Consider the following 23,218-nt stretch of genomic DNA (forward strand, 5'->3'; position numbering starts at 1 on the left):
CTCTAACCTCAGGCTAGTGCTTGTTCCAGCAATCGAGCAACGTGAATCGCTTCGCGGCCACTGCCATCGTGAATCTGATGGCGACAGCTAGTGCCATCAGCAACCATGACCGCATTTGCATCCGCCTTACGGATCGCAGGCAATAACGATAGCTCAGCCATCTTTTGAGACGCTTCATAGTGCTCTGCTTCATAGCCGAAGCTGCCCGCCATTCCACAGCAGGAAGACTCAATGGTCTCGACCTTCAGTTCCGGAATCCAGCCCAGCACCTGCTCAACGGGGCGCAGCGCATCAAACGCTTTTTGATGGCAGTGCCCATGCAGCATCGCCCGCTCGTAGTGCAGCGACTTGAGCTTAAGGGGAAGTTGGTCCTCGGCACGCGCTTTAACCAAAAACTCTTCAAACAGATAGGCGGATGCTGACAACGCTTTCGCTTCGTCGCCAAAGCCATACTGCAGGAATTCATCGCGCATGCTGAGCAAACAGGAAGGTTCTAAACCCACCACCGCCACACCACGCTCCACAAATGGCATCAGGTGCTCCAGGGTACGCTTGGCTTCCGCCTTGGCTTTATCGAACTGGCCCGATGACAGATAAGTACGCCCACAGCAGAGCGGCCGCTGCCCCTTGGTCACATTGAGATGTACACGATAGCCCGCTGCTTCCAGCACCCGCTTGGCCGCTTTGGCGTTATCACCTTCCATATAGTTATTGAAGGTATCCACAAACAGCAGCACTTCGCGCTCTGCCGCAGCCGGTTGCTTAGACGCCTCGGCACTGGCCAGGAAGTTACCGTTAAACACCGGCAGTGAACGTTGCGGTGCCAGCCTTAACGCCTGCTTGATCTGCCTAGCCAGAAACGGCATACGCTCAACGCTATTGACCAGCCGCGAAAATTTGCTAGCCCAGGGTGCATAGCGTGGCATTTCGCCGACCATGCGGTCACGCAAAGAGATCCCATTGACGCGAGCGCGGGCGGTACGGGCCTCTATCTTAAACTTGGCCATATCTACGCCGGTAGGGCAGTCACGCTTACAGCCTTTGCACGATACGCAGAGATCCAGCGCCTCTTTCACATCGTCACTAGCCAGCCCCTCCTCACCCAACTGCCCTGAGAGCACTAATCGCAAAGTGTTAGCGCGACCGCGGGTTAGGTGCTGCTCGTCCTTGGTGATACGAAAACTCGGGCACATGGTGCCTGCATCAAACTTGCGGCAGTGGCCGTTGTTGTTGCACATTTCCACCGCCATGGCCAAGCCATGGGTGGCATCGCCGCCGGAGCCTGGCGGCGTTTGTTCGCCAGTAAGCGGGTCGCGTTTTACGTTCCAGGCGGACCAGTCAAACACCGGGGTAAGCGGGATAGTGGTGTAGCTTTTTGGAAAACGAAAATAACGTTCGTCATCCATCTTAGGGGTATCGACGATTTTGCCGGGGTTGAACAGATTATTAGGGTCAAACAGCTGCTTAATTTCACGGAAGGCGTTGTTGACCGTTTCGCCAAACTGCCACGCCACCCACTCGCCGCGGCAGATACCGTCACCATGCTCGCCGGAGTATGCGCCTTTATATTCGCGCACTAACGAAGAGGCTAGCTCGGCGATTTCACGCATTTTTTCAGCACCGTCTCGGCGCATATCCAGAATCGGCCGAACGTGCAGCGTGCCAACACCGGCGTGGGCGTACCAGGTGCCCTCGGTGCCGTAACGGTTAAACACATCAGTGAGCTTGCTGGTGTACTCGGCAAGGTGCTCTAGCGGCACCGCACAGTCTTCAATAAAGGAGACTGGCTTACCGTCGCCCTTCATACTCATCATGATGTTGAGCCCGGCTTTGCGCACGTTCCATAGCGCTTTCTGCTCGGCGGCCTCTGGCATATCCACCACGCTGCCCGGCAGGCCTAAATCGCCCATTAGCTCGTTTAGCCCGCGAAGCGCTTCTAGCTGTTTAGCGTGATCTTGACCCGCAAACTCCACCAGCAGAATGGCTTCCGGTTTGCCAATTAGCGCCTTCTCAATCACTGGGCGGAACGCCGGGTTCTCCAGCGACAGTTCAATCATGGTGCGGTCAACCAGCTCCACCGCCGTAGGGCCGAGCTTGACGATATGTTGGGTGAAGTCCATCGCTTGATAAAAAGTCGGGAAGTTCACCACGCCCAGCACTTTTTGCTCGGGTAAAGGTGAAAGCCTGAGTTTAATACGCTGGCTCACCCCTAGCGTACCTTCCGAGCCCACCAGCAGGTGAGCTAGGTTAGCGCGACTATCTGGGTCGTAAGGCATCGGGTTCTGGCAATCGAACAGATCCAGGTTGTAGCCACCGACCCGGCGTAACACTTTAGGAAAGTGATCGCGAATTTCCGGGCCTACCCGCTCAGCAATCGCTTTCACCTGTTGGGCAAGGCGCTGCTCTTGAGAGCCTTCCGCGAAGCGGTCAACGAAACCAAAACTCGCCGCACTGCCGTCAGCCAGTAGCGCTTCCACGCCCAGCACGTTGTGCACCATATTGCCGTAATAAATCGAACGCGACCCGCAAGAATTATTCCCCGCCATGCCGCCGATGGTGCACTGGGCGCTGGTGGACACATCCACCGGGTACCAGAGCCCATGGGGTTTAAGCCAAGCGTTTAGGTGATCAAGCACCACTCCTGGCTCGACCACCACGGTGCGCGCCTCGGCGTCGAACTCAACGATCTCGTTAAGCCAGCGGGTGGTGTCGATCACCAGCGCCTCACCAACGGTTTGGCCACACTGGCTGGTACCCGCGCCCCGAGCCAAAATCGGCACCTTGGCATCACGGGCAATATCCAGGGCAATTTTCAGATCTTCCTGGTGGCGCGGGATGATCACACCTACCGGCGTCACCTGATAAATCGAAGCGTCGGTTGAATAGCGCCCCCGAGTTGCCCGGTCAAACAGCACCTCTCCGGCCATCTCCCGGGATAACCGCTCGGCTAGTTCGCCGAGCGGTTTAATCTTGGCATCACGGGACGGGTATTGGTTCGTCAGAGACGTCATATGGCTCTCCCCCGTCGTTTAGCGCTTGCCTGCGTTAAGCGGGTTGGCAGCAAAGTAGTCCAAGGCAGCCGTTACACCACTGCCTTTAAGGTTAACGCCCGACAGCTTCATACCCGCTTCACAGCCTCCCAGCGTGGCAATCAGCGTTAAATCGTTGCAGTCGCCCAAATGGCCGATCCGGAACATCTTGCCTTTGGCCTTGCCCAGCCCCATTCCCAGTGAAAGGTCAAAACGCTCATAGATAATCTTGCGTACCGCATCCGCATCGACACCCTCTGGCATTACCACACCCGTCAGTACCGGCGAGTAAACTGACGGATCTAGACATTGAATCTCTAAACCCCACGCCTCAACCGCCGCACGCACCCCAGCGGCCCAGCGCTGATGGCGGGCCAACACCTGCTCCATACCTTCATCCAGCAGCATATCCAGCGCTTCATTGAGACCGTAAAGCAGGTTGGTGCTGGGCGTGTAGGGCCAGTAGCCGTTCTTGTTAGCCTCTAGAATTTCATCCCAGGCCCAGAAGCTTTTAGGCAGTTTTGCCTGTTTGCTGACCTCAATGGCTTTAGGAGAGAGCGCGTTAAAACTAATACCCGGTGGCAGCATTAAGCCCTTTTGGGAGCCAGATACAGTGACATCAACACCCCATTCATCATGGCGGTAGTCAGCGCTGGCCAAGCCGGAAATGGTATCAACAATCAATAATGCTGGATGGTCAGCGGCATCGATAGCTTTACGGACAGCGGCAATATCGCTGGTTACGCCAGTAGAGGTTTCGTTATGCACCACACAGACCGCTTTAAGCTCGTGGTTGGTGTCCTCTTTCAGGCGCGCTTCGATCATGTCGGCCTGAACACCGTGGCGCCAGCCTTCATAGCCCGGTAAACCCAAAAACTCGGGCTGCACGTCCAAACGCAGGGCCATTTTGTGCCACAGCGTGGCGAAGTGCCCGGTCTCGAACATCAATACACGGTCACCAGGCGACATGGTATTGGCTAGTGCCGCTTCCCAAGCCCCGGTGCCTGAGGCCGGGTAGATAATCACCGGGCTCTCGGTTTTGAAGATTTTTTGAATCTTGTTCAATAGTTCAAGCCCGAGAGCGCCAAACTCCGGCCCGCGGTGATCAATAGTGGGTAGGCTCATGGCCCGCAAGATGCGGTCTGGCACCGGCGATGGGCCAGGGATTTGCAAAAAGTGACGGCCGGATGGGTGAAAATTAAGCTTTAACATAGTGGCTTTCCTGTTTGTTGTTGTACGGCTAGGTGTTAGCACTGCCGGTTAGCGTTACTTAAAATGTATAATGAATGCAATTATGCGTACTAAAAAAGCGCTATTTGATGCATCCTTCGGCACGTAAGGCATCAAGTTCATCGCCTGAGAACCCTAAACTGTCGAGCACTTCATCGGTATGCTGGGCAAACAGCGGTGCGGGACTGCGAATCTGCGAGGGCGTTGCCGAAAACTTGCTGGGAAAACCAATGGTTTTCATTTTGCCCATCACAGGATGTTCCATCTCCTGCACCATGCCCCGCGCTAAATAGTGCTCATCCTGCATTGCCTGAGCGAAGTCGTTGATTGGGCCGGCAGGCACACCAGCGGTATCACAGAGCGTTAGCCACTCGTCGACGCTTTTATCGGCCATTAACTCTTCGAGCAGTGCTTCCAGCGCCTCAACGTTCCGGCCACGGTCTTGGTTAGTGATAAAGCGTGGGTCTTGCATAAGCTCTTCGCGCTTTAGTACATCCTGACAGAAGCGCTCCCAGGTGCGCTGGTTGGCACAGCCGAGCATCAAAAAACCATCGCTTGCTTTGACTGCTTGATAAGGAGCGGAAACACGGTGGCGCCAGCCCGTCGGCCCAGGCACGGTGCCTTCGGAAAAATAGGCCGCCGCTTCCCAGGTAAACCAGGGCAGGCCGCATTCGGTAATGGCGATATCGATATGCTGCCCGGCGCCGGTTTTCATCTTGTGGATGCACGCCGCCAGAATCGAATAGACCGCGGTTAAGCCACCGCCAATATCGTAAACCGCGATACCGGTTTTCAGCGGTCGCTTACCCTCCTCCCCGGTCATCGACATCAACCCTGTCATGCCTTGCGCCACTAAATCAAAACCCCCTTTATGGCTATAGGGCCCGGTTTGGCCATAGCCTGAAATAGAGCAGTAAACGATGCCAGGGTTGATTGCTTTGATGGTCTCGTAGTCGATCTCCAGCGATTTGGTCACGCCAGGGCGATAGTTCTCCACAATCACATCGGCATCAGCGGCTAAACGATAGAAAATCTGCCGTGCCCGCTCGTCTTTAAGATTGAGCGATATGCTCTTTTTGTTACGGTTAATTTGCGAAAAGCAGGTCGATTCACCATTTACGTAAGGCCCCATTTGGCGGCTGTCGTCACCACCATTGAGCTTCTCTACTTTAATCACCTCAGCGCCCATATCCGCCAGCACCATGGTGCAGTAAGGGCCAGCCATAATTTGTGACACGTCCAACACTTTTATGTCTTGTAGGGGAAGCATCGGCTTTCCTCCCAATTAGTAGATTTGCACTCTGTTTCGGGGCTAGTGGCCTGACCACTCAAACGGCGTTTTATTGACGAATTTATCCACCGCCGCGGCAAAATCCCGGCTCATATAGCAGGTGGTAACCCAGTCGTCGCTAGCCTCTGCGGTGAGTCGACGTTGCTCTTGAACACGGCCAATCAATGCTTTACTGGCTTGAAGCGTTAGTGGTGCGCGCTTAGCAAAAGCTTCAGCCAGTGCGGCCACTTCGGCGTAAATCGCCTCAGCGTCGAATAACTGATTAACCAGACCAGCAGCGAGGGCTTCATCAGCGCTAAACAGCCGCGCCATCATCAGCGCCTCTTTAGTGCGCGCTATGCCGAGCATGTCGACCATCCGGGAGACATTGTTAATCGAGAGCGTATTACCCAGCGTTTTGGCAATCGGCACGCCAAACTTCATCGTTGGCGTGGCGTAGCGAAAATCGCACACCAGCGCCAGCGCCGCACCGCCGCCCACGCAGGCACCTTCGATCAGCGCCAGGGTAGGCTTGGGAAAGGTTTCGAGTTTGCCCACAACACGGTCAATACGTCGCTCGTAGCCAATCGCGTCTTCAGGCTTGGTAAAGTCTGAAAATTGACTGATATCAGTGCCCGCCACAAAGGCTTCACCGCCTACCCCGTGCAATACAACGGCGTATATAGCGTCGTCCTCTGCCAACTGATCGCAGTGCTTTTCCAGGGCGTCGTACATCTCCCAGGTCATGGCATTGCGGCTCTGGGGACGATTGAAGCCAATCCAAGCCACCCCATGGCGAATGGCAAACGTGACGCTGTCAACGAGTTGTCGTTCGTTTGTGTTGCTCATCAGCTTCTCCTGTATGGCAAGCGATGCCGGGCGTTACCGCCCGTCATAGCACGCCAACATCTCGCGTGTTTAGCCATATACAAAGTTCACTAATGCCAGCGCAAACGCTGGGATATAGGTGTTAATCATCAACACGGCGAACAGAACGGCGATAAACCACAGGTTGGTTTTGGACGTTGCCCACACATCTGACTTGGCGATTGAGCAAGATGCGATGAGCACGCTGGCCACCGGCGGCGTTTGCTGACCAATAGCTAAGTTCAGCGTCACAATCAGGCCAAAGTGCAGCGGATCGATACCGACTTCCAATACCAGCGGCAGAACGATCGGCACTACCAGGATGATCGCGGCGGCAGAGTGCAGAAAAATACCTAATATCAAGAAGATGACATTGAGAAGTGCCAGGATCAGATATTTATTATTCGTTAGTTCGCTGATCTGCATCGCGATTTCTTGAGGCACGCGGGTTTCAGTAAGATAGCCACCCACCACTGCTGACGCGGCCACTAGCAGCATAACCACCGCCGTTTGGACACCCGCACTCTTACAGGAATCGATGAAATTTCTGATAGTGAATTCGCGATAAACCACTGCACTGATAAAGATAGCCACACACACTGCCAGCGCCGCACCTTCGGTCGCGGTAACGAAGCCGCCAAAGATACCGCCCAAGATGATGACGGGAATCAGCAGCGCCCAGATCGCATCCTTAAAGGCTAACCAAAGTTGCGAAACCCGGAAGCGCCCCTCAGAAGGGAAGTTGTTCTTGCGCGCTAAGTAGTAGCACATCGCGGCTAAGCCCATCGCGCCCAATAAGCCTGGCAAAATACCCGCCACAAACATCTGCACAACTGATTCACCCGACATCACCGCGTAAAGAATCATCGGGATAGAGGGCGGTAGGATAATCGCCAGACTCGCAGCGGATGAAGATATGGAAGCAGCAAACTCTTTTGAGTAGCCCTTCTTGCGCATGGCAGGAATCAGAATACTGCCGATCGCCGATACACCCGCCACTGCCGACCCAGAGATTTCGGCGAAGAAAACCGAAGCGCCGATGGTCACCATTGCCAAGCCACCCTTGATGAATCCCACCATTGCCATGGCTAGGTCGATCAAGCGCCGCGAAATACTCGAGGCGTTCATAATGGCACCGGCTAAAATAAACAACGGTATTGCGATGAGCGGAAAGTTGGTCGCACCCTCAAACATGGTCATGCCCACCGTGGGCATTGCCATGTTGCCGTATGTCATAAAGGTGGCAATAGTGCCGACCAGCGCCAAGGCAACGGCGACCGGCACGTTAATCAGAATGAGCAGAATCAGCGCTATAAATATGTACAGTATGACCATGGTATCTACTTACCCTCGCTGATGTGTGCTGACAGAGGCGACTTCTTCCGCATCGATGCCTGCTTCTTCAAGCTCATGGTCAATAAAGCCTCGGCCCCGAGCACTTTTAATCACGTCAGGCAGCCGCAGCAGTTCAGCAATGATGAACAGCACAGCGGCGACGGGAATCGCTGAGTGAACCAGTTGCATAGACACCCCTGGAAGACTAACCATACCCACGCCGTCGAGAATCAACATGACTTGGTAGCTGGCGAGCCCCAAAAACACGAAGAAACCGATCGTAATGGCTTCGGCTAACAACGCGATGGGCACTCGAATAGAGGGTGGACACATGTTTAACACGCTTGGGCAGGTGATGTGCGCGCCCTTGGCGGCGGCTAATGCTGTGCCGTAGTAGGTCACCCAGGCCAGCAGCGCAGCGGCGAGCTCGTCATACCAGCTTAGCGGCGAGCCCAGGTAACGGGTCACAAAGCCCAGGGTGACCACAGCCGCAAGCGCAATCACTAGAAAGACCACGATGCCTTCAAGAAACGCGAAATAGGCGTTCTTGAACTTTGTAAAAGTACTCATTGAGACCTCCGAAAGACGAGGCGCCCCGCGGCTTCGCGACGCGCCTCTAATAGAGTGGCGCTTTGCTTACTCGCGTAAAGCAGTCACGGCGTCAATCATGTCCTGGCCACCATCCACTTCTTCAGCGAACTGGCTATAGATAGTCTCAGAGGCATCAACAAAAGCATCGAAGTCAACTTCATTCACTTCCATGCCTTCATCACGCATTTTTACAAGGGTTTCATCATCCAGGCGTTGGCCTTCTTCGAGTACGAAGTCCTCCATTTCAACGGCGACTTCTTCAAGCACCTGCTGTACTTCCTCAGGCAGGCGGCTCCAGCTAGCGCCTGCTGTCAGGTAAGCAGGGGTATAAACGTGGTTGGAGATGGAGAGGTAGTCCTGCACTTCATGAAAGCGCGAGGAGTAGGTTTGAATAAAGGGGTTTTCCTGGCCGTCCATTGCGCCGGTTTGCAGGGCAACAAACACTTCCGACAGCGACATTGGTGAGGGTGCCGCGCCGTAGCTACGGAACATATCAATACGCCATGTGCCACCGGGTACGCGCAGCTTTATACCTTCAAGGTCTTCTGGCGTAACGATTGGCCGTTCGTTGTTAGTAATCTGGCGGAAGCCGTTTTCCCAAACGCCGATAATTTTAAAACCGCGCGCTTCTGCGGCGTCATATAGCGGGCCACGAACGATCTCTTCGCGCACGCGCTTCATATGCTCGCGGTCTTCAATCAAGTAAGGCATCTCGAACAGCGCAAACTCAGCGGATTCAGAACTCATCACCGTCGAAGGCAGCGAAAGGTCCAACGAACCCAAGCGCAGTCGACGCATCATCGATTCGTCACCACCCAACTGGCTATTGCCGTAGACGTTAACTTCAGCAACGCCCTCTAGACGCTCGTTAGCAAGTTCGGCAAAGCGATTCGCGGAAATTTCAAACAGAGATCCAGGGCCACCGACATGACCAAGGCGAATTTCCGTCTGGGCATTGGCGGCGGCCTGCACCCCAAACGTCACAACGATAGTGGCGAGTGCTGTTTTGAGCAATTTCATAGTGAACTCCAGGTAAAGCATTTGTTGTTGTAGGCAATGTTGTCATCGTGGCTCTGTGTCCCGATGAAACCTGCTTGGGGAGTCATTCGTGTAGACCTACTTGTTATTGGACGTGCTCTACGCTTAAGACTCTCTCCACTTCAATTTGAATTCAAAATTCAAAATTAGGTATTAAACTTTCGTCTTGCCACAAAAAGTCTGTTGCAACCGATTGTTTATAAACGAGCAAATAAAAAAATAGTTGCCAATAAAAAAACGGGCAGTGGCTCTATAAGCCAAACTGCCCGTTGAGGAGCGCCATTATCCCGCCAAAATTGCTAACTAGGCTCCAGCCCCCAGCGCAATTCAGCAAGCTCAATGCCCGCAATCGCAGCTTGTTGATCCTCGTCTGACGAGGCGCCACTAACGCCTACAGCGCCGATGACATGGCTCTGCTCATTGAGAATGGGCACCCCGCCAGCGACTGCCACAAAGTGGCCCTGTGAAGCCGAAGCCACGCTGGCAACAAAGGCTGTGCGCTCGGCATTGCGTTCACCTAGCACGCCACTAGCAACCCCAATGCCCAGAGAGGCGTAAGCTTTACCCTTGGCCACCGGAAAACGCAGCGGCGCGCAGCCATCCTCGCGCTCCGCAGCAACTAGGTTGCCGCCGCCATCCAGCACCACGATCGTCAACGGCGTCAAATCCGCCTTGCGTGCCAGCGCCATGGCCCCATCGATTATCTTTCTGCCCTGCTCTCTGGTGAGCTGTACACTGCAATGGAATACTTGTCCGGCCATTAGGTTTTACCTTTGTCATTGTTAGTCGGCAGTGGTGGGCAAAAGCACCACCAAAGGAATATTGAATTCATAATTACTTTTGCAGATCATATAAACAATAGCCACTATACAAAGCTGATATGGCATAAATGGTATCGTGCTCAAAACGATCCAGGTGGTCTGGGTAGCTCGGCAATAAGCCAGGTGCGCCACTGACAAGGAACTGACAAATGACAAAAATTTTGCAGCGCAACTTATATCGTGAGGTGGCCGATAGGATTGGCGATCTGATTGAGCACGGTGAGCTTTCACCCGGCGAACGTATATCTGAAAAGCAGCTGTGTGACCGCTTTGGGGTTTCACGCACGCCGTTACGTGAAGCGCTGAAAGTGCTTGCCACCGAAGGCTTGATTGAACTGCTACCCAATCGCGGCGCGCGAGTGGTACGGCTCACGTTGAAAAACGTGAAAGACACTTATGACTTGATGGCAGCACTTGAAGGGCTATCAGGCGAGCTTGCCTGCCAGTACATCAGCGACGCTGAAATTGCGGCCATAAGGCAGCTTCACAATACGATGCTGGAGCACTACCGCAACCGGGATTTAATGCCTTATTTCCAGGTTAATCGGCAGATTCACGAGAGTATTCTGGCGGCGTCCAATAACGACGTATTGCAGGAAATGTATAGCAACTTAAGCCAGCGCGTTAAGCGCGTGCGCTACTCCAAGAAGATGACCGAACGCTACTGGAGTCAGGCGGTAAAAGACCATGAAAACATGATGGCGGCGCTGGAAAAGCGTGACAGCCAATTGCTTGGTCAGATCCTGCGTGACCACCTGTGCAATAAGATTGAAGTAGCGACTTTAGCGGGCGTGATAGACACAGAAGACGATAAGAATGTGGCTAATAGCTAATTCAGCTACTGCCACTCTTCAAGGCGCATGGATGAACGCTCTAGCCGTTCGTGCTCCTCCTCTAAATCGCGCAGCAGTTGGCTAATGCTGGAGAGGTGCTCCAGCGCCACCTGCTCTGCCTGCTCGGCGTCGCCACTGACGACAGCATCGTGCAACCGCGCATGCTGCTGATTAATCATCGCCCTGGGTGCTGGCAAGTGATAAAGGTGCTTGACCGAGGCAAACACCGAGCTGAGCAGTAAATCGGTCAGGCTCTGCAGCGTATGCACCAACACCGGGTTGTGGGACGCCTGGGAGACCGCCAGGTGAAAGGCGTGATCCAGCCTGGCTAGACGCTCGACATCAATGCTTTCTGCGCTTTCCGCGTAGTCGGCCATTTCACGATAGCGTCGGGTGATCAGCACCCGGTCGGCGGAGGTGCCGCGGCTCGCAGCTAAACGCGCCGACTCCCCTTCCAGCAGGGCGCGCACTTCTAACAGATCAAACAGCGTGCGCGGATGATCTTTAAACAGATGCATCAATGGGCTTTGGTTACCCACCGGCAACAGCGTGGCGACCGTCGAGCCGTGGCCCTGGCGGGTCTCGATAATTCCTTTACTGCGCAGAATTCTCAACCCCTCACGCAACGAAGCACGTGAGACGCCCAGCCGATCACACAGCCGCCGCTCAGAAGGAAGCAGTTGGCCGGGCCGAAAAACGCCATCAAGAATTAAACGTTCAAGCCGGGTAGCCACCTGATCCGGCATTCGCAGCCCAGGTGACAAGGCTTGATTCTCCTCTGGCATGTTAGCTCTCCTGATGGGCTTTATGTCCAGCTTGCCAGTACTTAACCCAGTACTAAACAAAGAAGACAACACAGTCGACTAATTACTGGTCAGACCAATGCACCACAGCCTAGACAGGCGGGTAAAAAAAGCCCAAATTGAGGCCATGTTATCTACAGACCGTTTTAGCATTTACCTTTAACGATAATAAGCATGGGATGTCGTAATGAATATCCTCTTTGATGAGCGCCTGGACGGCGAATTGGTTCGGCGCGAAAAAAGCGAGGTCTTAGCCGACCTGCAGCAAGCCGTTCCTGAAATGACGCTACTACACCGCGAAGAAGACTTGCGCCCCTTCGAGTGCGATGGGCTGGCGGCCTATCGCGTGCTACCTATGCTGGTGGCGCTGCCCGAAACCTTTGCTCAGGTTCAAGCGCTACTCAAGCGCTGCCATGCGCTTAGCGTACCAGTGGTCACCCGCGGCGCGGGTACCGGGCTTTCCGGCGGCGCCCTGCCACTGGAACAGGGCGTGCTGCTGGTCATGTCGCGCTTTAATCAAATTCTCAAAGTCGACCCGGATGCCCGCTTGGAACGGGTTCAACCGGGTGTACGCAATCTGGCGATTTCGGAAGCCGCAGCACCCTATGGGCTTTATTACGCGCCGGATCCCTCCTCGCAAATTGCCTGCTCCATCGGCGGCAATGTGGCTGAGAACGCCGGTGGCGTGCACTGCTTAAAATACGGGTTAACCGTTCACAACGTCATGCGCGTTGATGTACTCACCATTGAGGGTGAGGCAATGACGCTGGGCGCTGAATCTTTTGATGCGCCTGGCTTTGACCTGTTGGCCTTGATGAACGGCTCGGAGGGCATGCTCGGCGTGGTCACCGAGATTACCGTCAAACTACTGCCCAAGCCGGAAACCGCTAAGGTACTGATGGCCAGCTTCGACGACGTCGAAAAGGCTGGTCGCGCCGTCGGCGATATCATTGCTGCAGGGATTATTCCTGGTGGCCTGGAGATGATGGATAAACTGGCGATTAAAGCCGCCGAGGATTTTGTCAAAGCGGGCTACCCACTCGACGCCGAGGCGATTCTGCTTTGCGAGCTGGATGGCGTTGAAGCCGATGTAGATGACGACTGCGAGACCGTGCGCCGCGTGCTGGAAGCCGCCGGTGCGACCAATATCCAGCAGGCCCGGGATGAAGCCGAGCGTGCCAAATTCTGGGCCGGGCGTAAGAACGCCTTCCCTGCGGTGGGTCGTATGTCGCCGGATTACTACTGTATGGATGGCACTATCCCCCGCCGCGAGCTGCCCCGCGTGCTTAAAGGCATTGCGGCGCTTTCCGAGGAGAGCGGCCTGGCGGTCGCGAACGTGTTCCACGCCGGTGATGGCAATATGCATCCGCTGATCCTGTTTGATGCCAATAAAGAAGGTCAACTGGCCCTTGCCGAAGAGGTGGGCGGCAAGATCCTGGAGCTCTGCGTGGCCGCGGGCGGTTCAATCACCGGCGAGCATGGCGTTGGGCGTGAAAAGATCAACCAAATGTGCAGCCAATTCCAGGCAGATGAAATCAGCGTTTTTCATGCTTTGAAAGCCGCCTTTGATCCACAGCGGCTGCTCAACCCGGGTAAGAACATTCCGACCCTAGCGCGTTGCGCTGAGTTTGGCGCTATGCATGTGCATAACAACGAACTCCCGCACCCGGAGCTGCCACGTTTTTAGTGCTGCGGCCTAAAAAGACTAATAAATAGCCAAGCTAATAAATAGCCAAGACTAATAATGGAAAAGACCATGACCGAACGAGCGATTACCGACCGCGATATCGCTGATGCCCTGTGTGAACAGGTGCGCAGCGCCTATGACGCGCGTACGCCGCTACGCATTGTAGGCGGCGATACCCGTGCTTTTTATGGCCGACCGGTAGAAGGCCAAGCGCTGCAGATGGCCGAACATAGCGGCATTGTGAGCTACGACCCGGTGGAGCTGGTGGTCACCGTACGCGCTGGTACGCGGCTTAGCGAACTTCAGGAAGTGCTGGCGGAAAAACACCAAATGTTGGGCTTTGAGCCGCCCATATTTGGTGATACATCTACCATTGGTGGCGCCGTGGCCACTGGCCTCTCCGGCCCACGCCGCCCCTGGGCGGGTGCTGCCCGTGACTTTGTGCTGGGCACACGCATCATCACCCAAGAGGGCAAGCTGCTCCGCTTTGGTGGTGAAGTGATGAAAAATGTTGCCGGTTACGACCTGTCGCGTCTGATGGCAGGCGCCCAGGGTACGCTCGGCGTATTGACCGATATCTCCTTTAAAGTGCTGCCTATTCCCACCGCGACTCACAGCCTGCGCTTAGCCGTTGGGCTGGATGAAGCGCTCAAAAAACTCGCCGAGTTGGGTCGAAAGCCGCTACCGATTACCGCCGCCGCTTGGCACCACGGCGAACTGTTTCTACGCTTGGAAGGCGGCAAAAGCTCTGTGGCCGCCACCCAGGCAAGCCTAGGCGGCGAGCCGCTTGATGCTAGCTTCTGGCGCGAGCTGCGCGACCATACCCACGCTTTCTTCGCCTGTAACGACGACCAAGCACTGTGGCGCCTATCACTACCGCCCAACACCGCACCGCTGGCGCTGGATATTCCCGAGGCCGATATTTTTTACGACTGGGCGGGCAGCCAGCGCTGGGTGAAAACCACCCTGGATGCGGACACTCTCCGCGCTGCCTGTGCTGCGGTGGGGGGGCATGCCACCTGCTATACCCCCCACGCCCAAGGCGGCGCCGCTGAGCCGTTTACACCGCTCAATGCAGTAGTGGAAAAATATCACCGTAACCTAAAGGCGGAGCTGGATGCCCGTGGCATTTTTAACCCCGGTCGCCTTTATGCGGCGTTTTAAGGAGAGCTGACATGCAAACGCACTTTACCGATGCCGACCTTCAGAAGCCGCATATTAAAGAAGCGGAGCGCATTTTGCGCACCTGCGTTCACTGCGGTTTTTGTAACGCCACCTGCCCCACTTACCAGCTGTTAGGCGATGAGCGCGATGGCCCCCGTGGGCGTATCTATCTCATGAAGGAGCTGCTGGAGAGCCATGACGATGACGACCAGGTCACCGATGAGACGCGCCTGCATCTCGATCGCTGCCTGACTTGCCTTAACTGCGAAACCACCTGCCCCTCGGGCGTGGAGTACCACAAGCTACTCAACATTGGCCGTGCCGAAATTGAGCGTCGCGTCCCCCGCCCTGCAGGCGAGCGGGCCCAGCGCTATGCGCTGCGAAAAATGATGGTCGAGCCTAAACGTTTCCAGGCACTGCTAAAACTGGGGCAAACCTTTAAACCGCTGGTGCCCAGCAAGCTACGCAGTAAAATGCCCTCGAACCCGATAGATGCAGGCGCACGCCCCGATGCAAACCGCCACACCCGGCAGGTGTTAATTTTGGAAGGCTGCGTACAGCCGGGGCTGTCACCCAACACCAATGCTGCCACCGCGCGGATTCTTGACCGGCTCGGCATTAGCGTCACGCCAGTGGCTGAAGCAGGCTGCTGCGGCGCCGTTGATTTTCACCTCAACGCCCAGGACGATGGGCGTGCTCGCATGCGCGCCAATATTGATGCCTGGTGGCCATATATTGAACAAGGCACCGAAGCCATTGTTCAAACCGCCAGCGGCTGCGGCGCTTTCGTCAAAGAGTATGGCGACATGCTCAAAGATGACCCCGATTACGCCATTAAAGCGCAAAAGGTCAGCACCTTGGCCAAAGATATCGTCGAAATTTTGCGCGATGAGCCCCTAGACACACTGAATGTCACAGCGTCACAACGCCTGGCGTTCCACTGCCCTTGTACACTGCAGCACGCACAGAAGCTTAACGGCGCGGTCGAAGGCGTGCTGAGTAAACTGGGTTTTGCGTTAACCCCGGTTCAGGATGCGCATCTGTGCTGCGGTTCGGCGGGCACCTACTCGATTACCCAGCCTGAACTGGCCACTCAACTTCGCGACAATAAGCTCAATGCATTGGAGGCCGGTGATCCCGAGGTGATAGTAACGGCTAATATCGGCTGTCAGACCCACCTCGCAGGCGCCAATCGAACCCCGGTACGCCACTGGGTGGAGATCGTCGATGCGGCGCTCACTTAGTGCTTTGCATTAGTGCTTTGCATTAATTCTTAGCCTTCATAACCCCTGGTTGCGCTGCTATTGTTGGGCGCGACAACTTCACTCCCTACCATTAATAGGATGTAAGCATGCAAACAAAAGCCATTCTCGCTCAAGCCGATGTACTCAACGTTCTGGACGCCGCGCAGAAAGAGGCTGACAGTAATAGCTGGCCAGTGACCATCGCGGTGACTGACGATGGCGGCCATCTATTGGCGCTGCGCCGTTTGGATGGCGCTGCCCCTTTCAGCGCCGACGTCGCTACGCACAAAGCGCGCAGCGCAGCGCTAGGCCGTAAAGAGACCCAGGTGTTTGAAGAGATGATTAATGGCGGCCGCACTGCGTTCGTCACCGCACCGCTGCAAGGCCTGCTTTCAGGTGGCGTGCCGATTACTGTTGACGGTCATGTGGTAGGTGCCGTGGGCATTTCCGGCGTAAAACCCGACCAGGATGTGCAGGTTGCCAAAGCAGGCGTTGCCGCGATTACGGGCTAACAGCTGCAACTTAAGATGCAGACATACGAAAAAGCCCGGATCAATGATCCGGGCTTTTTTTGAATTCGTTCGGCCAATGCCGATATTTACTAACAATGCAGCTAATAACACAAATGCTTAATGGCGGACCGGACGAGACTCGAACTCGCGACCTCCGGCGTGACAGGCCGGCATTCTAACCGACTGAACTACCGGTCCACGTTAAAGCACTTTTAAAACAACCATCGAAGCTAACATTTACAAGCGGTTCAGAGGCGCTTCTAAAGGGTAGGCGATGGTGGGTGGTACTGGGTTCGAACCAGTGACCCCCAGCTTGTAAGGCTGGTGCTCTCCCAACTGAGCTAACCACCCAATCTATTGGCGTATTGCCAACCTATCTTCGCAGTTATCGTGGCGGACCGGACGAGACTCGAACTCGCGACCTCCGGCGTGACAGGCCGGCATTCTAACCGACTGAACTACCGGTCCGAATCGATAACAACTCTTTCAATCAGCTATGTCTGAATAACTACGTCTAAATAGCTATTTTCAAACCACTAGCTTGAGCAGGTATTGTTTGATGTTGGCGGACCGGACGAGACTCGAACTCGCGACCTCCGGCGTGACAGGCCGGCATTCTAACCGACTGAACTACCGGTCCGTTATGCACATCAAATCTTAATCATACTTGCTACTTTACACTTCCAGATCATCTAATCAAACTGATTAAGATGGTGGGTGGTACTGGGTTCGAACCAGTGACCCCCAGCTTGTAAGGCTGGTGCTCTCCCAACTGAGCTAACCACCCGCTGGTCACGTGGCGCTGCATTCTACCGAATACTTGAGGGAAGTCAACCTACTTGGTTTAAAAACTGTGCTTAAAACTGGTTTTAAAAACGACTTTTAAAATCAGCGATTTAAACAAGTGTTTCTTTAATCCAAGCTACGAAGCTCTTCACTCAACGTCTGGCGTTTGAGCGCGGACGAAGGATGCCGCAATCTGGGTAGCTTCGTCAATCAAAACCGTTTGATTTAGTCCAGAAGAGCGACGCGGCTTAAAATCGTGGTCACCATCTTTTAACCAACTGAGCTGCGCGTTCGGCGGCAACGCATAGCGGGTCACCTCTTCCCGGGTACCGAAGGGATCACGCTCGCCTTGTAAAATTAGCATAGGGCAGGCAATTGCAGGCCAGTGATCCAGGCGCAGCTTGTCGGGCGCGTTGGTGGGATGAAACGGATAACCAGCGACTACAACGCCAGGCACCCCAACTAGGCGTGGCTGTTCGCTGGCTAGCTGTTTACTGGCAAACGGCTCACTAGCAAACTGTCCACTGGCAAATAAGGTCGCCACGCGCCCGCCCATGGATTTCCCCCCAACCCACAGCGGCCCATCAAACAGACAATCCAATAGACCATACCACTGGGCAAACTGGGCAAGGGTCTGGGCGATGGGTGGCGGTGGTCGGCGTTTGCCGGTTTCCTGCATTTGCTGCATGTAGGGGAAGTCAATGCATAAAACCTGAATGCCCCGAGCAGCCAGCGAGGTGACAAATTGACGCATGAAGGGTGACTGCTGACCCGCCCCTGCGCCATGGGCAAACAACAAGCGGCCTAACCTTGCTTGACCGTGGACAGCCAACGGCCCCATGCCCTGCACCAAAAAAGCCCCATTTGGCTGGTGCTCAAGTGCCGCTTTTAACTCGGTAGCAGGCACCTCGATATATCCAGACAAAGCATAATGTGACACCTATCACTCCTGATAATTCACTCTTTAACTAATTGGCATGTTCAGGTTATGCCCCGGCTGCGCTAGAATCTTGGACGGATCTTGACCTGCATCATCAAGCGGGTGGCCGCACCCGTGCAAAATGCCACGGGTTACCCCCTAACCGCGTTCGATGGGAACATGACATGAGCACAGCATTTGAACACCCGACCTATAACTACAAGATAGTTCGGCAGTTCGCGATTATGACCGTTGTGTGGGGCATTGTGGGAATGACAGTGGGTGTCATCCTCGCCTCGCAACTGGTTTGGCCGCAACTGAACCTCGGCCTACCTTGGACTAGCTTTGGACGCCTGCGTCCATTGCACACTAACGCCGTTATTTTCGCCTTTGGCGGCTCGGCGCTTTTTGCTACTTCGTATTACGTGGTTCAGCGTACCTGTCAGACGCGGCTTTTTTCTGACAAGTTAGCGGCCTTTACGTTCTGGGGCTGGCAAGCGGTCATTATCTCTGCGGTCGTGTCGCTGCCCATGGGCTACACCACGACCAAGGAGTACGCTGAACTGGAGTGGCCGATCAACATTCTGATCGCGGTCGTTTGGATCAGCTACGCCATCGTGTTCCTAATGACGATCAAAAAACGCACTACGTCGCATATTTATGTGGCGAACTGGTTCTTTGCGGCGTTTATTTTGACCGTTGCGGTGCTGCACATCGTCAACAACGCGGCCATCCCGGTTACCCCAATGTATTCCACGTCGATCTACGCCGGTGCGGTAGATGCCATGGTGCAGTGGTGGTACGGCCACAACGCGGTAGGCTTCTTCCTGACCGCTGGCTTTCTGGGCATGATGTACTACTTCGTACCCAAGCAGGCAGAGCGTCCGATCTACTCCTACCGTCTCTCTATCGTCCACTTCTGGGCATTGATCATGATCTACATGTGGGCAGGCCCTCACCACCTGCACTACACCGCGCTGCCTAACTGGGCACAGTCGCTGGGTATGATCATGTCGATCATTCTGCTGGCGCCCTCCTGGGGCGGCATGATCAACGGTATGATGACCCTGTCGGGGGCCTGGCATAAGCTGCGCACGGATCCCACGCTGCGCTTCCTGGTAGTGGCTCTGTCGTTCTACGGCATGTCCACTTTTGAAGGCCCGATGATGGCGATTAAGACCGTCAACGCGCTTTCCCACTACACTGACTGGACGATCGGCCACGTACACTCCGGTGCACTGGGTTGGGTTGCGATGATCACCATCGGCTCGATGTATCACTTGATCCCTCGCGTCTTTGGTCGCACTGAAATGCACTCCATCAACCTGATAGCCGTGCACTTCTGGCTGGCCACGATCGGCACTGTGCTGTACATCGCCTCCATGTGGGTGAACGGTATTCTACAAGGCTTGATGTGGCGGGCGATTAACCCTGACGGCACCTTGATGTACACCTTTGTTGAAGCCGTTGAAGCCAGCGCACCGGGCTACTTTGTTCGCTTAATCGGCGGCCTCTTCTGGGTCACCGGCATGCTGATCATGGCGTTCAATGTGTACATGACCGTTAAGCGTCGTGAGGCCATCAGCCATTCAGCGCCACAAGCTGCTTAAACCGGGGAAGTTGAGACCAATGAAACACGAGATTGTCGAAAAGAACGTTGGCCTGCTTGCCGTGTTGATCCTTGTCGTGATCAGTTTCGGCGGTTTGGCTGAGGTGGTTCCGCTGTTTTTCCAGAAGCAGACCACCGAGCCGGTTGAAGGCCTGGAGCCGCTGTCGGCGCTGGAACTAGAAGGCCGAGACATCTATCGTCGCGAAGGCTGCGTGGGCTGCCACTCGCAAATGGTGCGCCCGTTCCGCGCGGAGACCGAGCGCTACGGCCACTACAACGTGGCAGGTGAGCAGGTTTACGAGCACAACTTCCTATGGGGATCCAAGCGTACCGGGCCAGACCTGGCGCGTGTCGGCGGCCGCTATAGCGACGACTGGCACCGTGCTCACCTCTACAATCCCCGGGATGTAGTGCCCGAGTCGATCATGCCGGCTTACCCCTGGCTGTTTGAAAACACCCTCGATGGTGATGCCACTCCCCAAAAGATGCGTACGCTGCGTCAACTGGGCGTGCCGTATACCGACGAAGATATCGCCAACGCTACTGCAGACGTTCGCGGCACCCAGGAAATAACCGCCCTGGTCGCCTACCTCCAGCAGCTCGGAACCGTGCTCGAGGGCACTCGTTAAGTTATGGATACGGGAACTTTTCGCGGTCTCATCACGCTGATCTTGATTTTCGCTTTTATCGGCATCGCCCTCTGGGCGTACTCCAAGCGACGCAAGCCAGATTTCGACGAAGCGGCTAATTTGCCCTTTGCCGACGACGATGAGCTACCGACCAGTGACAAGCACGCTTCGCGTGAACGCGACAGCGAAGCGCATTCCCGCGACGACAGGGGAGATAAGAAGTTATGAATAATTTATGGGGTGACTCCCTATCCGGCTTTTGGAGCGCCTGGATCATTATCATTACGCTGGGCACGATCGCGCTGAGTGTATGGATACTGCTGGCCAACCGCCGTACCGATAAAACGCCTGATGCAGAAGGTAACGTAGAAACCACTGGCCACGCCGCCGATGGCATCGAAGAGTATGACAACCCGCTGCCGAAGTGGTGGTTCCAACTGTTCGTCTTGACGGTGGTTTTTGCACTGGGCTACCTAGTGCTTTACCCCGGTCTGGGCAACTACGCGGGGATACTGGGCTGGTCGCAGGAGGGCCAATGGGAAGAGGAAGTCGCTCAGGCCGAAGAGCGCTTTACGCCGATTTTTGCCCAGTATCAGGAAGTCCCCATTCCTGAGCTTGCCGAAGATCCCGAGGCGATGCAGGTCGCCGAGCGTATCTACCAAAACAACTGTGCGGTGTGCCACGGCTCAAACGCCCAGGGCGGTTATGGTTTCCCTAACCTGACCGACGATGATTGGCTGTACGGCGGTGAGCCAGACAATATTTTGACCACCCTGAACAATGGTCGAAATGGCCTAATGCCTGCTTGGCAGCAGCTGGGCCAGAACAATATTGAGAACCTGACCCAATACGTGCTCTCGCTGTCTAATGAAGAGCATGACGAGGCACAGGCTGAACAGGGCGAAAGCACCTTTATGGCGGTGTGTGCTGCCTGTCACGGCCCCAGCGGTACCGGCAACACGGCACTTGGCGCGCCCAATTTGACTGATGACATCTGGCTTTACCTGGCACCGGGCCAAGAGGTGGGTGACTCTATCCGTCAAACGCTGCGTAATGGCCGTAACGGTCATATGCCTGCACAAGCGGCCTATATTGGTGAAGAGCGTGTTCACCTGGTCGCCGCCTACGTGTATAGCCTGCGCTTAGCGGACTAATTGGATCGCTGACAGCGAGCAATCAATGTCAGCCACGTTAGCCCAGCAAGGGTGCGGCCCCAAACCGCACCCTTTCTTTATACCCAATCCAATACGATTTTGCGCAACCCGATACAATAGCAATGCAACACCCAGACCGACTAAGCATCAGTTTTAACGACGCATCAGGTTTAACTAAGCAATTGGTTTAACCAAGCACCTAGCTTAAATGAGCACTGGGTGCTACCTCTCCTGCCTTTTGAGCCGGGAATACCACCATGGAAAAGATACCAAGCCAAGACGTCACGCCGAACCCGGTAGGGCATCACAGCCCCTCAAGTGAAACGGTTAGCCAGGAAATGTACGCCAAACGACGCCACATTTATGTGCGCGAAATAAAGGGCGTTTTCCAGAAGCTAAGACGCGGTGCCAACTGGGCGTTAATGCTGGCTTTTTTTCTCTTACCCTGGATTAATATCGGTGGTCGGCCGTTAATTCTATTCGACCTGCCAAGCCGGGAATTCCATATCTTTAGCGCCACGTTTTACCCACAGGAGTTCATCCTCCTCTCGTGGCTGCTGATCATCTGCGCCTTTGGGCTGTTTTTTATTACCGTGTTTGCGGGTCGGGTTTGGTGCGGCTATACCTGCCCACAAAGCGTTTGGACGTTTCTGTTTATCTGGCTTGAACACCGCATCGAAGGCTCGCGCAATCGACGCATTAAGCTCGATAATCAACCGATGAGCGCGGATAAAGCCTGGCGTAAAGGGGCCAAGCACACCGCCTGGCTGCTGATTGCCCTCGCCACCGGTGTCACCTTTGTGGGTTACTTCACGCCGGTTCGCGATTTAGTGGCTGAACTCCCCACCTTAGAGGCTCACGGCTGGTCCTACTTCTGGGTTGGCTTTTTCCTAGTGTTTACTTACCTGAACGCAGGTTGGCTGCGCGAGCAGGTGTGCATCTATATGTGCCCCTACGCTCGCTTTCAATCGGTTATGTTTGACCGCGACACGCTGATCGTCTCCTACGACGAAACACGCGGCGAGCCCCGCGGGCACCGTAAGAAAAACCTTAGCCACCTAGAAGCCCGCGAGGCGGGCTATGGCGACTGTATCGATTGCGACCTTTGCGTGCAGGTCTGCCCCACCGGTATTGATATCCGTGATGGGCTGCAGTATGAGTGCATCACCTGCGCCGCCTGTATCGACGCCTGCGACAGCGTGATGGATAAAATGGGCTACCCGCGGGGATTGGTGCGCTACACCACCGAAAACGCTCTTGAGGGTAAAAAGAGCCATATCATGCGCCCTCGCCTGCTAGGCTATTTCGCTGCGCTGGTGCTAATGGTGGGCACCTTTGCCTGGGCCATTAACGACCGCATGCCGCTTAATTTTGACGCTGAACGCGAGCGCACCCAGCTCTACCAAGTGACCCGCGACGGGCAAATTAGCAATGTGTTTAGCCTGACTATCCGCAATTTGGATGATCAAGACCACACCTACCAGCTAAGCGTTGCCGGTTTGCCCAGCTTAACCCTGGATAGTACGTCGATCAGCGTGCCCGCCGGAGAGTCGCGCTTTGAAGCCGTTACCGTGACCGCCGACCCCGACGACTTACAGCATCCCAGCCACCCTATTGTGTTCACGCTGCAGGCCCAGCAGGATGCGGATATTCGCCTTGAGCGCGAAACCAGCTTTCTGGGCAATATTAGGAGATAA

General features: G+C 55.1%; 20 protein-coding genes and 5 tRNA genes. 10 read left to right on the forward strand and 15 right to left on the reverse strand.

What is annotated here, in order from left to right:
• Positions 1 to 8: 8 nt before the first annotated feature.
• The 8 genes from U738_RS21775 to U738_RS21810 all read right to left on the reverse strand — a co-directional run bounded on the left by U738_RS21775 (position 9) and on the right by U738_RS21810 (position 10,121).
• A complete protein-coding gene (locus tag U738_RS21775) occupies positions 9 to 3,011 on the reverse strand; it encodes an FAD-binding and (Fe-S)-binding domain-containing protein (RefSeq protein WP_035585384.1) in 3,003 nt (1,000 codons plus the stop codon).
• 18 nt (positions 3,012 to 3,029) lie between these two features.
• Complete coding sequence (locus tag U738_RS21780) at positions 3,030 to 4,241, reverse strand: pyridoxal-phosphate-dependent aminotransferase family protein (RefSeq protein WP_035585385.1); 1,212 nt, start codon at positions 4,239 to 4,241, stop codon at positions 3,030 to 3,032.
• Positions 4,242 to 4,341: 100 nt separating this feature from the next.
• The gene (locus U738_RS21785; RefSeq protein ID WP_035585387.1) at positions 4,342 to 5,529 is read right to left on the reverse strand and encodes a CaiB/BaiF CoA transferase family protein; all 1,188 of its coding nucleotides are present in this window, start codon (positions 5,527 to 5,529) and stop codon (positions 4,342 to 4,344) included.
• Between the two features lie 42 nt (positions 5,530 to 5,571).
• Positions 5,572 to 6,378, reverse strand: coding sequence for an enoyl-CoA hydratase/isomerase family protein (locus tag U738_RS21790; protein WP_035585389.1), 807 nt, complete (start codon positions 6,376 to 6,378; stop codon positions 5,572 to 5,574).
• A gap of 69 nt (positions 6,379 to 6,447) precedes the next feature.
• The gene (locus U738_RS21795) at positions 6,448 to 7,731 is read right to left on the reverse strand and encodes a TRAP transporter large permease (RefSeq protein ID WP_035585392.1); all 1,284 of its coding nucleotides are present in this window, start codon (positions 7,729 to 7,731) and stop codon (positions 6,448 to 6,450) included.
• A gap of 9 nt (positions 7,732 to 7,740) precedes the next feature.
• Complete coding sequence (locus tag U738_RS21800; RefSeq protein ID WP_035585393.1) at positions 7,741 to 8,301, reverse strand: TRAP transporter small permease; 561 nt, start codon at positions 8,299 to 8,301, stop codon at positions 7,741 to 7,743.
• 66 nt (positions 8,302 to 8,367) lie between these two features.
• Positions 8,368 to 9,342, reverse strand: a complete 975-nt coding sequence (locus U738_RS21805; protein WP_035585396.1) for a TRAP transporter substrate-binding protein — start codon at positions 9,340 to 9,342, stop codon at positions 8,368 to 8,370.
• Positions 9,343 to 9,659: 317 nt separating this feature from the next.
• Positions 9,660 to 10,121, reverse strand: coding sequence for a GlcG/HbpS family heme-binding protein (locus tag U738_RS21810; protein WP_035585398.1), 462 nt, complete (start codon positions 10,119 to 10,121; stop codon positions 9,660 to 9,662).
• 209 nt (positions 10,122 to 10,330) lie between these two features.
• On the opposite strand from U738_RS21810, the gene U738_RS21815 reads away from it, so the two are divergent.
• A complete protein-coding gene (locus U738_RS21815) occupies positions 10,331 to 11,014 on the forward strand; it encodes a GntR family transcriptional regulator (RefSeq protein WP_035585400.1) in 684 nt (227 codons plus the stop codon).
• A 5-nt stretch (positions 11,015 to 11,019) separates the two neighbouring features.
• On the opposite strand, the gene glcC is transcribed toward U738_RS21815, so the two are convergent.
• Complete coding sequence (glcC, locus tag U738_RS21820; RefSeq protein WP_050713156.1) at positions 11,020 to 11,799, reverse strand: transcriptional regulator GlcC; 780 nt, start codon at positions 11,797 to 11,799, stop codon at positions 11,020 to 11,022.
• A gap of 205 nt (positions 11,800 to 12,004) precedes the next feature.
• On the opposite strand from glcC, the gene glcD reads away from it, so the two are divergent.
• The 4 genes from glcD (at position 12,005) to U738_RS21840 (ending at position 16,424) form a co-directional block, all read left to right on the forward strand.
• A complete protein-coding gene (gene glcD, locus U738_RS21825) occupies positions 12,005 to 13,504 on the forward strand; it encodes a glycolate oxidase subunit GlcD (RefSeq protein WP_035585402.1) in 1,500 nt (499 codons plus the stop codon).
• 69 nt (positions 13,505 to 13,573) lie between these two features.
• Complete coding sequence (gene glcE / locus U738_RS21830; protein WP_035585404.1) at positions 13,574 to 14,668, forward strand: glycolate oxidase subunit GlcE; 1,095 nt, start codon at positions 13,574 to 13,576, stop codon at positions 14,666 to 14,668.
• Positions 14,669 to 14,679: 11 nt separating this feature from the next.
• Positions 14,680 to 15,912: a glycolate oxidase subunit GlcF gene (gene glcF / locus U738_RS21835; protein ID WP_035585406.1), complete on the forward strand. Its 1,233-nt coding sequence runs from the start codon at positions 14,680 to 14,682 to the stop codon at positions 15,910 to 15,912.
• A 107-nt stretch (positions 15,913 to 16,019) separates the two neighbouring features.
• The gene (locus U738_RS21840) at positions 16,020 to 16,424 is read left to right on the forward strand and encodes a heme-binding protein (RefSeq protein WP_035585408.1); all 405 of its coding nucleotides are present in this window, start codon (positions 16,020 to 16,022) and stop codon (positions 16,422 to 16,424) included.
• 121 nt (positions 16,425 to 16,545) lie between these two features.
• Here U738_RS21840 and U738_RS21845 read toward each other — a convergent pair.
• The 6 genes from U738_RS21845 to U738_RS21870 all read right to left on the reverse strand — a co-directional run bounded on the left by U738_RS21845 (position 16,546) and on the right by U738_RS21870 (position 18,150).
• Positions 16,546 to 16,622 (reverse strand) — tRNA-Asp (locus U738_RS21845).
• 77 nt (positions 16,623 to 16,699) lie between these two features.
• Positions 16,700 to 16,775 (reverse strand) — tRNA-Val (locus U738_RS21850).
• Between the two features lie 40 nt (positions 16,776 to 16,815).
• Positions 16,816 to 16,892, reverse strand: a tRNA-Asp gene (locus U738_RS21855).
• Between the two features lie 95 nt (positions 16,893 to 16,987).
• A tRNA-Asp gene (locus U738_RS21860) sits at positions 16,988 to 17,064 on the reverse strand.
• 71 nt (positions 17,065 to 17,135) lie between these two features.
• Positions 17,136 to 17,211 (reverse strand) — tRNA-Val (locus tag U738_RS21865).
• A gap of 147 nt (positions 17,212 to 17,358) precedes the next feature.
• Positions 17,359 to 18,150: an alpha/beta fold hydrolase gene (locus tag U738_RS21870; protein WP_035585410.1), complete on the reverse strand. Its 792-nt coding sequence runs from the start codon at positions 18,148 to 18,150 to the stop codon at positions 17,359 to 17,361.
• Positions 18,151 to 18,314: 164 nt separating this feature from the next.
• Between U738_RS21870 and ccoN the strand changes: the two genes are divergently transcribed.
• From ccoN to ccoG, 5 genes are all read left to right on the forward strand, one after another.
• Positions 18,315 to 19,739, forward strand: a complete 1,425-nt coding sequence (gene ccoN / locus U738_RS21875) for a cytochrome-c oxidase, cbb3-type subunit I (RefSeq protein WP_035585411.1) — start codon at positions 18,315 to 18,317, stop codon at positions 19,737 to 19,739.
• Between the two features lie 19 nt (positions 19,740 to 19,758).
• Positions 19,759 to 20,367: a cytochrome-c oxidase, cbb3-type subunit II gene (gene ccoO / locus U738_RS21880; RefSeq protein WP_035585413.1), complete on the forward strand. Its 609-nt coding sequence runs from the start codon at positions 19,759 to 19,761 to the stop codon at positions 20,365 to 20,367.
• Between the two features lie 3 nt (positions 20,368 to 20,370).
• Positions 20,371 to 20,595, forward strand: a complete 225-nt coding sequence (locus U738_RS21885) for a CcoQ/FixQ family Cbb3-type cytochrome c oxidase assembly chaperone (protein ID WP_035585415.1) — start codon at positions 20,371 to 20,373, stop codon at positions 20,593 to 20,595.
• The gene (ccoP, locus tag U738_RS21890) at positions 20,592 to 21,521 is read left to right on the forward strand and encodes a cytochrome-c oxidase, cbb3-type subunit III (protein WP_035585417.1); all 930 of its coding nucleotides are present in this window, start codon (positions 20,592 to 20,594) and stop codon (positions 21,519 to 21,521) included. The genes U738_RS21885 and ccoP overlap by 4 nt, the downstream gene beginning before the upstream one ends.
• Before the next feature lie 257 nt (positions 21,522 to 21,778).
• Entirely contained in the window at positions 21,779 to 23,218 is a 1,440-nt protein-coding gene (ccoG, locus tag U738_RS21895; RefSeq protein ID WP_035585419.1) for a cytochrome c oxidase accessory protein CcoG, read from the forward strand.

Origin of the sequence: Halomonas sp. TG39a, assembly GCF_000744395.1 — a bacterium.
GTDB classification, from domain to species: Bacteria; Pseudomonadota; Gammaproteobacteria; order Pseudomonadales; family Halomonadaceae; genus Vreelandella; species Vreelandella ventosae_B.